This is a genomic window from Arthrobacter sedimenti, assembly GCF_042652025.1.
In the GTDB taxonomy this organism is placed as follows: Bacteria; Actinomycetota; Actinomycetes; order Actinomycetales; family Micrococcaceae; genus Arthrobacter; species Arthrobacter sedimenti.
This window is the reverse complement of sequence record NZ_JBHSDQ010000003.1, coordinates 471,629-485,242: the sequence shown is the minus strand read 5'-3', so window position 1 is coordinate 485,242 and position 13,614 is coordinate 471,629. Positions and strand designations below refer to the sequence as shown.

11 protein-coding genes are annotated in these 13,614 nt (G+C 66.6%); 5 read left to right on the top strand and 6 right to left on the bottom strand.

Annotated elements, in window-relative coordinates:
* Positions 1-32: 32 nt before the first annotated feature.
* Positions 33-2,108, bottom strand: coding sequence for an acyltransferase family protein (locus ACFO0G_RS10315; protein ID WP_376977399.1), 2,076 nt, complete (start codon positions 2,106-2,108; stop codon positions 33-35).
* A 227-nt stretch (positions 2,109-2,335) separates the two neighbouring features.
* On the opposite strand from ACFO0G_RS10315, the gene ACFO0G_RS10310 reads away from it, so the two are divergent.
* Together ACFO0G_RS10310 and ACFO0G_RS10305 are read left to right on the top strand one after the other, a co-directional pair.
* Positions 2,336-3,229 carry an SMP-30/gluconolactonase/LRE family protein gene (locus ACFO0G_RS10310; protein WP_376977397.1) on the top strand — a complete coding sequence of 298 codons (894 nt, stop codon included), beginning with the start codon at positions 2,336-2,338 and terminating at the stop codon, positions 3,227-3,229.
* A gap of 13 nt (positions 3,230-3,242) precedes the next feature.
* Complete coding sequence (locus tag ACFO0G_RS10305; RefSeq protein WP_376977395.1) at positions 3,243-4,274, top strand: aldo/keto reductase; 1,032 nt, start codon at positions 3,243-3,245, stop codon at positions 4,272-4,274.
* 33 nt (positions 4,275-4,307) lie between these two features.
* On the opposite strand, the gene ACFO0G_RS10300 is transcribed toward ACFO0G_RS10305, so the two are convergent.
* The 3 genes from ACFO0G_RS10300 to ACFO0G_RS10290 form a co-directional block, all read right to left on the bottom strand.
* Complete coding sequence (locus ACFO0G_RS10300) at positions 4,308-4,550, bottom strand: hypothetical protein (RefSeq protein WP_376977393.1); 243 nt, start codon at positions 4,548-4,550, stop codon at positions 4,308-4,310.
* 18 nt (positions 4,551-4,568) lie between these two features.
* Entirely contained in the window at positions 4,569-6,002 is a 1,434-nt protein-coding gene (locus ACFO0G_RS10295) for a flotillin family protein (RefSeq protein WP_286403862.1), read from the bottom strand.
* 245 nt (positions 6,003-6,247) lie between these two features.
* The gene (locus tag ACFO0G_RS10290) at positions 6,248-7,036 is read right to left on the bottom strand and encodes an IclR family transcriptional regulator (RefSeq protein ID WP_376977391.1); all 789 of its coding nucleotides are present in this window, start codon (positions 7,034-7,036) and stop codon (positions 6,248-6,250) included.
* A gap of 216 nt (positions 7,037-7,252) precedes the next feature.
* On the opposite strand from ACFO0G_RS10290, the gene ACFO0G_RS10285 reads away from it, so the two are divergent.
* From ACFO0G_RS10285 to ACFO0G_RS10275, 3 genes are read left to right on the top strand one after another with little or no spacing between them, the layout of a single operon-like run.
* A complete protein-coding gene (locus ACFO0G_RS10285) occupies positions 7,253-8,575 on the top strand; it encodes an MFS transporter (RefSeq protein WP_376977389.1) in 1,323 nt (440 codons plus the stop codon).
* A 5-nt stretch (positions 8,576-8,580) separates the two neighbouring features.
* Positions 8,581-9,216, top strand: a complete 636-nt coding sequence (locus ACFO0G_RS10280) for a flavin reductase family protein (RefSeq protein WP_376977387.1) — start codon at positions 8,581-8,583, stop codon at positions 9,214-9,216.
* 17 nt (positions 9,217-9,233) lie between these two features.
* The gene (locus ACFO0G_RS10275) at positions 9,234-9,992 is read left to right on the top strand and encodes an enoyl-CoA hydratase/isomerase family protein (protein ID WP_376977385.1); all 759 of its coding nucleotides are present in this window, start codon (positions 9,234-9,236) and stop codon (positions 9,990-9,992) included.
* A 10-nt stretch (positions 9,993-10,002) separates the two neighbouring features.
* Here ACFO0G_RS10275 and ACFO0G_RS10270 read toward each other — a convergent pair whose 3' ends face one another.
* The gene (locus ACFO0G_RS10270) at positions 10,003-10,902 is read right to left on the bottom strand and encodes an SDR family oxidoreductase (RefSeq protein ID WP_376977383.1); all 900 of its coding nucleotides are present in this window, start codon (positions 10,900-10,902) and stop codon (positions 10,003-10,005) included.
* 48 nt (positions 10,903-10,950) lie between these two features.
* The gene (locus tag ACFO0G_RS10265) at positions 10,951-13,536 is read right to left on the bottom strand and encodes an excinuclease ABC subunit UvrA (protein ID WP_376977483.1); all 2,586 of its coding nucleotides are present in this window, start codon (positions 13,534-13,536) and stop codon (positions 10,951-10,953) included.
* Positions 13,537-13,614 lie beyond the last annotated feature (78 nt).

Here is a 13,614-nt window from a genome sequence, read left to right as displayed (position 1 = left end):
CCCTGCGGCTGCGGAGCGCTTCCCTTGCGCCCCTAGCCCAGGCCCAGGGCGACGGCCAGCTCCGGCCCCAGTGACTTCGCGAAGGTGTTCGTCATGTGGTTGTCCCGGTAGACCAAAACATTGCCGATGACGGCAGGGCAAACGCCGTCCCGGCAAAACAGCTTCGACAGGTTGACAACGTCGACGCCGTCGATCCGGCCGGCTGCCGACACAAGCGCGTCCTCACCGTCAGAAAGGGCCTCCGAAGCGGGTGTGGCACAGGCGCCGCCGTCGGCGTGCTTCTGAACGCACTCAACCGGGTTGCCCTGGGGATATGGCAGGTCGGCGACGACGGAGACGCGCAGCCCGGCAGCGCGCAGGCGGGAAAGGGACTGGACATAACCATCCAGCAGCGGGGCATCGGGCCCCCAGGACCATCCAAGTGCCTTGCGGTACCCCGCTTCACGCATTCCCGCAACCAGGACAAGGTCCGGTTTTGCTGCCGCGATCTTCTCCGCCGTCACAGCGTTCTGCGCGGAGCAGTTGGTGTAGACGGTGGCGGCAGACCGCGGCGGCGTCAGCGTAAACGGGCAGCCGTTGCGCACCATGGCGTGGATCCTGAGCGGGATCTTCCGTGAGACGGCGATGAGCGGATCCACAAACTGGCCGGCATGGGAATCCCCGACAACCACCACAACCGGGGCACCTTGCTGTCCGGTGGACCCGAACCAGCAATCCGTGTCGGGCACCAGGGCGGGGTCGTACACCCCGCAGGCCCCGGCGCTGGTGGCAGGCACGTCCTGCATGGCAACAGAGGGATCAGGACGGATGGGCAGGCCGGCAGGGACCGGCGCGGGCCGGGCAGACCACGCCTGCGCGCCGGGGTAATCGTGGTCGGACAGCTCGGTGGACAACTGCGCGCGCTTGAACTCGATCACCTGCCAGGGCGCCCACGCCGCCACAGACACCACCATCGCCACGCAAAGCGCCATCGCGTAGACCTGTCGGTACGCGCGCCAGTCGGCGGGCCCCGAGTGGTGCCGGAAGCGCTGCTCCACAAGGTGGTAGGAGGCGGCGGCGAGGGCAAGGCTCACGACGGCGAGGATAAGTGCTTCCCTGATGCGCGGTGTGCGGCCCAACAGCGCCACAGCGAAAACGATGACGGGCCAGTGCCACAGGTACAGGGAATACGACACGTCTCCGACGAACGTCATAGGCCGGATGCCAAGGACCCTTGAAGCGGACCAGGGAACGGCCGTTGACTCGGTGCCCGTACGCAGCAGGATGGCGGTGCCGAGCACTGGAATGGCGGCGATGCTGCCGGGGAAGGCCATGTCGGTGCTGAAGAGGAAGGCCGGCACGATAATGGCGGAGACGCCCAGCCACCCGCTGAGCGCGGAAAGGCGGGCGGAGCCCTTCAGCATGGTTGGGAGAAGGGCCGCGAGGCCGCCGACGGCGAGTTCCCAGATTCTGGTGGTGGTGGCAAAGTACGCCATGGTGTGTTCATGGCCGCTTAGGTAAATGCTGTAAATGAACGACGCCAGGGCAGTCACGGACAGGGCCGGCACGATGAACCGGCCGGCTTTTTGCCCGGCAGCGCGGGCCGCGGCGATCAGGCCAAGGAAGAAGAACGGGATGACGAGGTAAAACTGCTCCTCGACGGCGAGTGACCAGAAGTGCTGCAGGGGAGATACTTCCTGCGTCGCACCCGCATAGGTGGCAGCAGAAAGTGCCTGGTGCCAGTTTTGTACCTGGAGCAGCGAGAACAGGACATCGGAGGAGATGTTCTGCCAGCGGCTTGGGGCAAGCAGCAGGACAGTGCCGGCCAGGACAGCGGCCAGAACAACTGCCGACGCCGGGAACAGCCTCCGGATGCGCCGGGCGTAGAAGTCGAGGACGGAGATGGACGCCTTCTTCGCGGCTTCCCTTGCAAGTGAGCCAATGATGAGGAAACCCGAGACGACGAAGAACACGTCGACTCCTACGAAACCGCCCGGCAATGCTTCCGGGCGGAGATGGTAGATCACCACTATCCCCACGGCCAGCGCGCGAAGGCCCTGGATGTCGGGCCTGGGGCCATGGCTGTTCCGGGTGTGTGTCCGGCGGCCCTTAACCGCGGCGTGCCTCATTGCTTCCCCTCCATACAAAACGCTGTCAACCTCCGCCCTGCATGGGGAATCGGGGCGGGTGGGGCCCGCCGACAGCCGATTGTATCCGAAGACCATATCCTGCAGGATCCGGCGCGGGAACGCCGTCGTTGTAATCCCTGGCGCTAGGGTGGTGCCTGTGCCGCCGCCGGAGGGCCCGTCCTGTCCGGGCACGCCACGGCCGACCCCTGGACCGCAAAGGAGCTCCAATGGTTAACGACTTCACCACCGGCCCGCTTGAATGCCTTTACACGGGCTCCGTGTGGGCCGAGGGACCTCTGTGGGTGCCGTCGTCGCAGACCGTGCGCTGGAGCGATATCCCGAATGACCGCATCCTTGAGTTCAACCCTGACTCCGGGACTACCCGCGAATACGCCGTGGGCGTCGAATACACCAACGGCCGCACCCTCGACGCCGATGGCAGCGTGGTGCAGTGCAGCCACGGCCGGCGCCGGGTGGAGCGGGACAGCGGAGGGACAGTAACCGCGCTGGTGAACTCATTCGAGGGCCGGCGGCTGAACTCACCCAACGATGTGGTGGTGGCCCGCGACTCCAGCATCTGGTTCACGGACCCGCCGTACGGCATTCTGCCGGGGACAAGGGAAGGCCACGAGGGCGAGCAGGAGTACGGCGGCTGCAACGTCTTCCGCTTTGAGCCGGCCACCGGAAAACTCACTGCCGTCATTACGGACCTGGTGCACCCCAACGGGCTGGCCTTCTCGCCTGACGAGTCGGTCCTCTACGTCGCGGACACCGCCGGCCGCCGCTACGGCGTGCCCCTGCGGATCGCCACCTACACCGTGCGCCAGGGCCACTGCGGTCCCCGGACAGGCATGTTGGAGCTGGAAGACGGCTACCCGGCCGACGGTTTGAGGGTGGACGTCAAGGGCAGGATCTGGACCTCGGCCGGACCCACGGTCCGCATCTATTCGCCGTCCTTCGACCTCCTGCACACCATCGCCGTGCCGGAAACTGTGTCCAACCTGTGCTTCGGCGGTCCCGACGGGCAGGACCTCTACCTCACGGCAACCACCAGCCTGTACCGGATCCGCACCACCACCACGGACGCGGCCGCCCGCACCTTTCCGCCCAACCCCAACTGATCGCGAGGAACCCATGCAGTACCGAACCCTAGGACACAGCGGCACTATCGTCACCAACTACGCGCTGGGCACCATGACCTTCGGCGCAGAGGCGACGGAGGAAACCTCCCATGCCATCCTGGACAGCTACTTCGAGGCCGGCGGCAACTTCATTGACACCGCGGACGTGTACAGCGCCGGCGTGTCCGAAGAAATCATCGGCCGGTGGCTGGCCAAACGGCCCGAAGCCAGGGACAGCGCCGTGGTCGCCACCAAGGGGCGCTTCCCCATGGGGACGGCACCGAACGACGTCGGGACGTCCCGCCGGCGCCTTACGCGCGCCCTGGACAACTCCCTCCGCCGCCTGGGCGTGGAACAGATTGATCTTTACCAGATGCACGCTTGGGACCCGATCACTCCGCTGGAGGAGACGCTCCGTTTCCTGGACGATGCGGTGGCAAGCGGCAAGATCGCCTACTACGGTTTCTCCAACTTCCTGGGCTGGCAGCTCACCAAGGCCGTCCACGTGGCCCGCAGCCAGGGCTGGAATCCGCCCGTGAGCCTGCAGCCGCAGTACAGCCTGCTGGTCCGGGACATCGAGTTCGAAATCGTTCCGGCCGCGCTCGACGCCGGAGTTGGCCTGCTGCCTTGGTCGCCGCTGGGCGGCGGCTGGCTGTCCGGAAAGTACAAGAAGGACCAGCGCCCGTCCGGTGCAACCCGGCTCGGCGAAAACCCGGAACGCGGCATGGAGGCCTGGAAGGCGCGCAACGAGAACCCTCGGACCTGGGCCGTTCTCGACGCCGTTGCGGAGATTGCTTCTGCCCACGGCGTGAGCCATTCCCAGGTGGCGCTGGCTTGGCTGGCGGACCGGCCTGCAGTGACCTCCGTGATCCTGGGAGCCCGCACCACGGAGCAGCTGGCTGACAACCTGGCCGCCGCCGAGCTGGAACTCACCGCCGACGAAGTCTCCCGGCTCACGCAGGCCAGCCGGCCCGAAACCGGCGTCTACCCCTACGGGCCCATGGCCCAGGAGCAGCGCAGCCGCAAGATGGAGGGCGGCCGGTAGTACCTCCGGAACAGCCCGGGGAAGTGCGTCAGGCTACTCCGTGTGCTTGAGCACGTCCGGCAGTTCGTCCACGTACACCGTTTGCGGCGGGTCGAAGTAGATCACCAGCACTTCAGCACCCACCGGGAAGTCTCTGGCTTTGTCGAACGGGTGGGCATGAAAGGCCATGATGCCGCCAAGATAGGGCAGCATGACTTCGCCGATGGTGTCCGGGCCAATTCGCCCGGTCACCCGGCCGATCTTTCCGGTCAGGCTTCGGTCAACGTTCTTGCGCATCCAGGTCCCTTATGCCCTCTAGGAGCCCTGTGCCCTGGCCGGGTGCTTGGCGTCTTCACCCTTGCGCAGAGCGGACGCGAGGGCGGGGAGGTAGTCGCCTGCCTGGGCCAGGATTCCGCCCAGCATCTGGTTGACGCCCTCTCCGCCGTTCAGGACGGTCATGTTGCCCACGTGGGAGAAAGGCTCGGCCGCCGCGGCGATGATGGCTGGCATGTTCTCGGCAAGCTGCTGGGATATGACTGCGTCCTGGTTGGTGCCCAAGGCTTCGGCGCGGGCCTTGATGCCGTCCGCCTCGGCGAGTGCCTTGGCCTTGATCGCGGAGGCAGCGGCGTCACCCTTGGCCCTGGTTGCCGTGGCTTCGGCCTCGCCGGTGACCTTGGTGGCCCCTGCCGTGGCAGCGGCTGCGGTGGCGTTGGCCTGGGCCAGCAGCTCCGTCCGCCGCGCGTTGGCCTGGGCTTCCAGTTCGGTACGGCGGGCCAGTGCCTCCGCGGCGCTGATGTCCGCAGCCTTCTTGCCCTCCGCTTCGGTCCGGGTGGCATAGGCCTTGGCATCAGCCGGCTTCCTGACGATGGTCTGGAGCTTTTGCTCCTCCCGGTCTGCCTCGAGTTTGGCCACCTCCGTTTCCTGGACTACCACTTGCTGCCTTGCCGTCGCTTCGGCCAGCGGCCCGGCCTGGGAGGCGTTGGCCCTGGCGCGCTCGGCGTTGGCCTGCGCCACGGATTGCCTGATTGCGGAAGCGCTCTGTGCGTCCGCGATCAACGCTGCCGCCTCCGCTTCTTTTTCCGCCGCTTCCCGGTTCCGGGTGGCCTCCGCGATCCGGGCCTCCATCTTCACCTGGGCGATATGCGGCTTGGCGATGTTCTGGATGTAGCCCGTTGGGTCCTGGAGGTCCTTGATCTGCAGGGAGTCCACCACCAGGCCCAGTTTCTCCATCTCCACCCCGCTGGCGCTGCGCACTTGGGAAGCGAGCTTGTCCCGTTCGCGGATGATCTCCTCTACGGTCATGCTGCCGATGATGGAGCGCAGGTGTCCCTCGAAGACGTTATATACCTGGCTTTCCATTTTTGGCTGCTGGCCCAGGAAACGGCGGGCGGCATTGGCGATAAAGGGCGGGGCATCACCGATTTTGTAAATGACCACACCCTCCACAATGACCTGGATGCCCTGGGAAGTAACGCAGGAAACCTTGAGTTCGGTTTCATTCAATGTCAGTGACAGCGGCCGCACCGTCTGGAGGCCGGGCAGGACCAGGGCGCCTTTGCCGGTGACGATCTTGAAGTCCATTCCTTCCCGGGTTTCCAGTGTTCCGCGGGTCAGCCCGGAGATGATGAGGGCCTCATTGGGCTCAGCCACTTTCCACATCAGTTTTGTGGCCACCCAGATAAAGGCGATGGCAAAGAGAACCGCCAAAATAGTGGCAATAAGCGGGAAGAACGGTGCAAAGTCCGGCATAACCAGATCCTTTCAATGCCGTGAATGGGCATCACGGTATAGCCCCAACAATTGCAGCCGTCCTTTACCGCACCGCTGAAGTGCCCTCGATTCAGGCGTTTCCGGCCAGCTGTTGTAGACAGTCTGATTGGGGCCCGCCCCGGAGTCCAGAGTTGGGCGGCCATTTGCCTGCGGCAACGGAAAAACGCTTACGACGGCGGCAACCCGTCTTCCGTCGCCGGGTCCGGCCTCCGGGGCAGGACCAGTCAGGAAGGGAGGTTTTTCTCCAGGTAGCCGAGGGCTGCGCTGGCCGCCCTGGCGGCCTCCGCCACCGCCGGACCCAGCCGCCCGACGTCGTCCGGGCCAACGCGCTGGGTGGGAAACCCGACGCCCAGGACCGCAGCGAGGCGCCCGGCGTGGTTGAAGACCGGAGCGCTGATGGAGCCCACGTCGGAGTTCCGCTCGCCGAAGGCCGCATAGTAGCCATCGGCTTTCGCATTGCTGACCTGGCTGTCGAGTTTCTCCCACGTATCCGGCGTCGCCGGCGTATAACTCGTCAGTTCCGCGTCCTCGAGGGCCCGGCGGGCTTCGGGATCGAAGGCAAGGAAGATCTTTCCCGGAGCCCCGGCATGCATGGGCATGACTTGCCCCACGAGGAAGGGCCGCATCACCACGTGACGGGTCTCGGCCACGGCAACCACAGTACGGAAGGGGCCGTCCCGCATATACAGGCAAGCCGTCTCTCCGGTCCGGTCACGCAGTTCCTGCAGGAAGGGATGGACCAGGCGGACCACATCGAGGCCGAAGGTTCCGGGGGTGGCCCACTGGACCAGGCGCAGTCCGATCCGGTAGCGGTCACCGTCGCGGTCAAGGAACCCTTCCCGCACCATGTTCTGCACCAGTCGCTGGCAGGTACTTGACGGCAGTCCCGTCTCCCGGACGATCTGCTGGAGGGTTGGTTCCGGAAATTCAATGGAAAAGCAGTTCAGAATCTCGCTGACTTTGCGCAGCACCAGGAGGGGCTGCGCGGATCCGCTGCTTCGCTCTGACGCCAACGTCTATATCCCTTGTCTTCAATGATTTTCCCGTGCGTGAGTCGTCATTCTATGGCGCCGCGCCCGGTCAAGATAATCGTTGACATAGGCAACAAGGACCCGCACCATGGGTTGGAGAACCGCATTGCGGGTCCAGCGGCCTGATTCCGGAACCTCAAATATCCTATGTTCGAAGCCAGGCCGGCGCCCCTGCTACATCTGACCAATGGAGTGATGATGAGTATTCAAGGAGTGACCCGGGAGCAGGCCGTACGGCGCGCCACCGTGGCGAGTGTGGTGGGTACAACCATCGAGTGGTACGACTTTTTCCTTTATGGCACTGCCGCCGCCCTGGTGTTTCCCCAGCTGTTCTTTCCGGGCCAAGTAGCCTTCGCAGGTGTGCTCGCGGCTTTCGGCACGCAGTTTGTCGGCTTCGTGGCCCGGCCCATCGGCGCGGCCATTTTCGGTCACTTCGGTGACCGGATCGGACGCAAGACGACGCTCATGGCCACGCTTTTCCTCATGGCTTTCGGAACCGTACTGATTGGCCTGCTCCCCACGTACGAAAGCATCGGCGTTGCCGCGCCGGTGCTGCTGGTACTGCTGCGCATCATCCAGGGCATCGGGGTGGGCGGCGAGTGGGGCGGTTCGGTGCTGCTGAGCATGGAATGGGGTGACCAGGCCCGCCGCGGCCTGTCCGCCTCCTGGCCGCAGATCGGCGTGCCGCTGGGACTGGTCCTGTCCACCGGCGTCGTCCGGCTGACGACTGCCGCCACCGGCGCCGAGGGATTTGTCGCCTACGGCTGGCGGATCCCGTTCATTCTGAGCATCATCCTGATTGGTGTGGGCCTGTTCGTTCGCCTGCGGGTCATTGAAAGCCCCGAGTTCGATGCCGTCCGGAAGTCCAACAAGGTGGTCAGGGCCCCGATCATCGAGGTGATTCGGAGGCAGCCCAAGGAGATCCTCCTCTCCGCCCTGGTGCGGACTTCGGAACAGGCACCCTTCTACCTGTTCATCACCTTCGTGATCACGTACGCCACCAAGCAGCTGAAGCTGGACAGCAACTCCATCCTCGATGACACGCTGATCGCAGCGGCGTTGGGGCTGATCAGCGTGCCACTGTTCGGGCGGCTTTCAGACCGTTTCGGCCGGCGGCGCGTCTACGGAACCGGGATCGTGCTCACGGCCCTGTTTGCATTTCCCTACTTTGGACTGTTGAACACCCGGGACGCCTTGTGGGTGGGTGTCGCCGTCGTGGTCAGCCTGATCCTGCACGACATCCAGTACGGCCCGCAGGCTGCCCTGATCGCGGAAAGCTTCGACACCGACATCCGTTACACCGGCGCCGGGCTGGGTTACCAGCTGGCCAGCGTGATCGCCGGTGGTCCCGCGCCCCTGATTGCGGCGGCGCTGCTGGCGAACTACGGCAACTCGACGTCGATCTCGCTTTACATCATCCTCTGCTGTGTCATCGCGATGCTGGCCCTGATCTTCCTGCCCAGGGCCAAGGGGGCGCTGGCCAAGGACGCCGCTGCCGCCGCGGCCCCCAGGAACCTGTAGGCCGGATGCGATCTGACTTCGACCCCGGGCAGCTGGGCCCGCGGGAGTTCTACAAGTTCCTGACGTCGGTGGTTGTTCCACGGCCCATCGCCTGGGTTTCGAGCACGTCCCTGGCGGGGGTGGACAACCTGGCACCCCACTCCTTTTTCACTGTTGCGTCGGTGGACCCTCCGATCATCCAGTTGACCTCCGTCGGGGAAAAGGACTCGCTGCGGAACATCGAGGCGACGGGGGAGTTCGTGGTGAACCTCGCGCCGGCCGCGCTGATCCAGGAGGTCAATGCCACCGGCACGAACTTCAGTCCCGACGTAAGCGAGTTTGATGCCGCAGGCCTTACCCGCGAGCCCAGTGCAGTGGTCCGGCCGCCCCGGGTCAAGGAGTCCCCGGCGGTCCTGGAGTGTTCCCTGCATCAGACCCTGCCCATGGGCGACTGCGTCCTGGTGTTCGGGGTGGTGGTGCACGGATCAGTCTCAACCGGGGTGCTCCGCAGCGGCCACCCCGACGTCACCGGGCTTGATCCGCTCTCGAGGCTTGGCGGTGATGAGTGGGCCACCATGGGTCCCATCCAGGACCTTCCGCGGATCCGGGCATCCCAATGGCCCGGCAGCTTCACGCCACGGACTCCGCGGCACCCGGAATAAGGGAGGAAAGCCGACGTATGGCCGCCACCATAAGCCTTGAAGAGGTGGGATCTGTCGCGACGCTGTCCTTCGGCAGCGGGCAACGGCTCAATGCCCTTGGGCGCGCCGAGTGGCAGGAGCTGGGGAGCGCGGTCCAGCGGCTGGCGGCCATCCCGTCCCTTCGCGCCGTCGTGGTGCGGGGCAGGGGAGGAGTGTTCTGCTCCGGGTTTGACGTGCGCGAATGGGAGGGGCGGACGGACGCGGAAATCAGCCGGACGTTCGACGTGATCGAGGGTGCCCTGCAGGCGCTCGAGGACTTGCCCGTTCCCACCGTGGCTGTTGTAGAGGGGGCGGCTGCCGGTGGGGGCTGCCAGCTGGCCCTCGCCTGCGACCTGCAGTTGCTCACCCCGTCGGCCCGCATCGGGATGCCCGTGGCACGCCTGGGCCTGCTGGTCCCGGCCACCTTTGCCAACCGCATGGCACTGCGGATAGGCCCGTCGCGTACCAAGGACCTCCTGTTTGGCGGCCGCATGCTGACGGCCGACCAGGCCTGGTCCACAGGCCTGATCACCACCGTCGCCCCCGACGAGGACGCCGATGCGGCGCTGGAAGCGATCCTCGACAACTGGAAAGGGGTTTCGGCGGCTTCCCTGCGGGCATCAAAAGCAGCTGTGAATGCGGGTCTGGGCCTGCTGACGGAAGCCGGCCGCCGGGCAACACCGGGGCCCGCAGTGGATCCCGTTGAGTTCCAGGGCCGGGTCAAGGGCTTTCTGGCCCGGCAGCGAAAAAACCTGTAGCCAAAGCCGGTCAGGGGCTGTCGCGGTGTGAGGGGCGCGCCATGGGAAGCGGCTGCTGCGGCGCTTCCAGGACGGTGACCTCCATGGGCATCCGGTGCGTCCGGCGCAGGCTGCCGCGCAGGACGTTGTGCAGTCCGTGCGTCACCAGCCTCCGCCTGGTCAGGAACCGGAATTCCGCCCTATCGGAGGTCACCATGTCCACGATGGGCCATGCAGCTTCGTCGGCGCTCTGGCCCCACAGCCCGACGACCACCGGCAGGGCGCCCAGGCGATGCTGGTACCCGGGCTGGGAAGTCACCCGGCCCAGGAGGTCGGTCCGCACCAGCCCTGGGTTCATGCCGTGCACCCGGACGCCGGTGCCTTTGGTTTCCAGCCGCAGCGTCTCCGTGAACTGGCGGACCCACCGCTTGCTGGACGCATACGCGTTCTGCAGGGCGACGGGTCCGCGGTCGCCCTGGCCGTACAGGTTGACCAGGTCGCCGTGGCCCTGGGCAAGGAACACCGGCAAGGCCACGCGGGCCCCGTGAAAGGTCCCCAGGATGTTCGTTCGCACCACGTCCGTGAAGTCGGCCACGGGCGTGGAGGCCGTCGGCCCGAACACGCCGGACACGCCTGCGTTGTTGACCCAGATGTCCAGCGTTCCCCGGCTGAGGGCTTCGTCCCGGAGCGCCTCGACGTCCCCTGGCTCTCCGGTGTCGCAGCGCCTCCCCGACGCCGCGATGCCTTCAGCCTGCAGGCGTCCGACGGCGGCAGCCACGCCGTCGTCCGATCTGGACGCCAGCACCACCGTTGCGCCGTGCAGGCCCAGGGCGCGTGCCATGGAAAAGCCGAGGCCGCGCGATGAGCCGGTCACCACCGCCACGCGGCCCTGAAGCGCGTCACTGGCAAGGGCGCCGCGTTGTAAACGCATCCCTCAGTGATACGCGCCGGCGGGGAGGAGGGCAAGGGTTGCCGGCGGCTACCGGTCCTGGGCCGCAGAGCGGGCGTCGAGTGCGGCGGCCAGGTAGGGTGCGGTGCGGCTGTTGGCGGAACGCGCGACGGCGGCTGGGTCGCCGGCGGCGACGATCTGCCCGCCGGCGTCGCCACCGGCGGGCCCCAGGTCCATCACCCAATCGGCGGCGGCCACCACATCCATCGCATGTTCCACCAGGATCACGGTGTTGCCGGTGTCCACCAGCCGGTTGAGCTGGGCCATCAGGAGTTGGACGTCCGCTGGGTGCAGTCCCGTGGTGGGCTCATCCAGCAGGTACAGCGTGTGCCCGCGCCGGGCGCGCTGCAGTTCCGTGGCCAGCTTGATCCGTTGCGCCTCACCGCCGGAGAGTTCGGTGGCGGGCTGGCCCAGCCGGAGGTAGCCCAGCCCCACGTCCTGCAGCGTCTGCAGGGAGCGGGCGGCGGCGGGAACACCAGCCAGGAAGCCCGCGGCGGTGTCGACCGTCATGCCCAGCACCTCGGCAATGGTCCTGCCCTGGTAGGTGACCTCGAGGGTTTCCGGGTTGTAGCGCGAGCCGTGGCATTCCGGGCACGGACCGTAGCTGCCGGGCAGGAAGAGCAGTTCCACGGCCACGAACCCTTCGCCCTGGCAGGTTTCGCAGCGCCCGCCGGGCACGTTGAACGAAAAGCGCCCGGGCCCGAACCGCAGGCTCCTGGCAGCGTCGGTGGCAGCGAACTCCTTGCGCACAGCGTCAAACAGTCCGGTGTACGTGGCAAGGTTGGAGCGCGGGGTGCGGCCGATGGGTTTTTGGTCCACCGTGACCAGGCGGTCGATCCGCTCCAGTCCGGTCACGGTGCCCACGGTCAGGGGCGCGTTGTCTTGGGCAGGATCCGGGTCCTGCTCCTCGGCTGCGGGCGCGGTCGCGGACACGGTCCGCAGTGCTGCGCCCGCCACGCCCGCCAGGACCTGGCTGACCAGGGTGGACTTCCCGGAGCCGGAAACACCGGTGACTGCCGTCAGGACGCCGAGTGGAAAAGCCGCGTCCAGGTCCCGCAGGTTGTGGCGGCTCACACCGCGCAGCTCAAGCCAGCCCGCGGCCTGCCGGGGCCCATCCTTGCCGGCGTCAGCGCCGCCGTCGACCGTTACCGCTTGCCGTGCCTCCTGGATCCGTCCCGCCTGGAAGAGGAACGGCCGCGTTACGGACTCCGGTACGGCCTCCAGGCCCTGCACCGGGCCGCTGTACAGCACCTCCCCGCCGTCTTCGCCCGCACGGGGCCCTACATCCACCAGCCAGTCCGCACGGCGGACCAGGTCCATGTTGTGCTCCACCACGAACACCGAGTTCCCGGATGATTTGAGCTGGTCCAGCACGGCCAGGAGGGGCTCGGCGTCCGCGGGATGCAGGCCTGCGGACGGTTCATCCAGCACGTAGATCACGCCGAACAGCCCGGAGCGCAGCTGCGTGGCAATCCGGAGCCGCTGCATCTCGCCCGGGGAAAGCGTTGGCGTGGGCCGGCCCAGCGCCAGGTAGCCCAGGCCAAGCTCCAGCAGCACATTGATGCGCTGCAGCAGGTCGCGGGTGATGGCCACGGCCACTTCGTTGGACTCGGATGACTGCTTTCGGGACGCGGTCCCCGCGGCGGCCAATTCCGTTGTGGGGCGGATGAGCTCCGCCAGTTCGGCCATGGGCACGGCGTTGAGCCCGGAAATGGTGTGGCCGGCAAAGGTCACTGCCAGGGCTTCGGGCCGGAGCCCCGTCCCGCCGCAACGGGGGCACGGTCCGGTCTCCATGAACCGCAGCACCTTCTCCCGCATTGCAGGGCTCTTGGAATCGAGCAGTGTGTGCATCACGTAGCTTTTGGCGCTCCAGAACCGGCCTTTGTAGGGCTTGGCCACGCGGTCCCGCTGCGGCGTCACTTCCACCACGGGCTGTTCTTCGGTGAACAGGATCCAGTCGCGCTGCTTCCGGGGCAGCTGATGCCAGGGTGTGTCGACGTCGTAGCCCAGGTGGGTCAGGATGTCGCGCAGGTTCTTGCCCTGCCAGGCACCGGGCCAGGCCGCGATGGCGCCGTCTCGGATGCTGAGGGACGGGTCTGGAACCAGCGAGGCTTCACTGACGGTGTGGGCAGTACCCAGTCCGTGGCACTCCGGGCAGGCACCGGCCGCGGTGTTGGGGGAGAAGGAGTCCGAGTCCAGCGGAGGGGCGCCGTCAGGGTAGGTGCCTGCGCGGGAGAAGAGCATGCGCAGCGAATTGGACAAGGTGGTGACGGTTCCAACGGTGGACCGGGAGGTGGCAGTGCCGCGGCGCTGCTGGAGCGCGACGGCGGGCGGCAGCCCGGTGATCTGTTCCACCTTGGGGTTGTGCCCCTGCTGGATGAGCCGGCGGGCGTAGGGCGCCACTGATTCGAAGAACCGGCGCTGCGCTTCGGCGTAGATGGTGCCGAACGCGAGGGACGACTTGCCGGAGCCGGATACGCCGGTGAACGCCACGATCGCATCCCGCGGCACGTCCACGCTCACGTTCCGCAGGTTGTTTTCCTGGGCGCCACGCACCCGGACAAACCCGTCTTCGGCGTGGCCGGCCGCAATGGAGGGTAGGGTCAGGGCGGTCAGTTCGTTGGGACTCTGTTTGGCGTACACCGCTTCGACTGTAGCGCCGATCCGGAGATGGCCGGAATTTCAGGACCTGTT

Excerpts from the sequence above, each read along its gene's own strand:
- ACFO0G_RS10285 (WP_376977389.1), top strand. The coding sequence starts at position 7,253 with ATGAGTATTCAAGGAGTGACCCGGGAGCAGGCCGTACGGCGCGCCACC.
- ACFO0G_RS10280 (WP_376977387.1), top strand. The coding sequence starts at position 8,581 with ATGCGATCTGACTTCGACCCCGGGCAGCTGGGCCCGCGGGAGTTCTAC.
- ACFO0G_RS10275 (WP_376977385.1), top strand. The coding sequence starts at position 9,234 with ATGGCCGCCACCATAAGCCTTGAAGAGGTGGGATCTGTCGCGACGCTG.
- ACFO0G_RS10305 (WP_376977395.1), top strand. The coding sequence starts at position 3,243 with ATGCAGTACCGAACCCTAGGACACAGCGGCACTATCGTCACCAACTAC.
- ACFO0G_RS10310 (WP_376977397.1), top strand. The coding sequence starts at position 2,336 with ATGGTTAACGACTTCACCACCGGCCCGCTTGAATGCCTTTACACGGGC.
- ACFO0G_RS10270 (WP_376977383.1), bottom strand. The coding sequence starts at position 10,902 with ATGCGTTTACAACGCGGCGCCCTTGCCAGTGACGCGCTTCAGGGCCGC.
- ACFO0G_RS10315 (WP_376977399.1), bottom strand. The coding sequence starts at position 2,108 with ATGAGGCACGCCGCGGTTAAGGGCCGCCGGACACACACCCGGAACAGC.
- ACFO0G_RS10300 (WP_376977393.1), bottom strand. The coding sequence starts at position 4,550 with ATGCGCAAGAACGTTGACCGAAGCCTGACCGGAAAGATCGGCCGGGTG.
- ACFO0G_RS10295 (WP_286403862.1), bottom strand. The coding sequence starts at position 6,002 with ATGCCGGACTTTGCACCGTTCTTCCCGCTTATTGCCACTATTTTGGCG.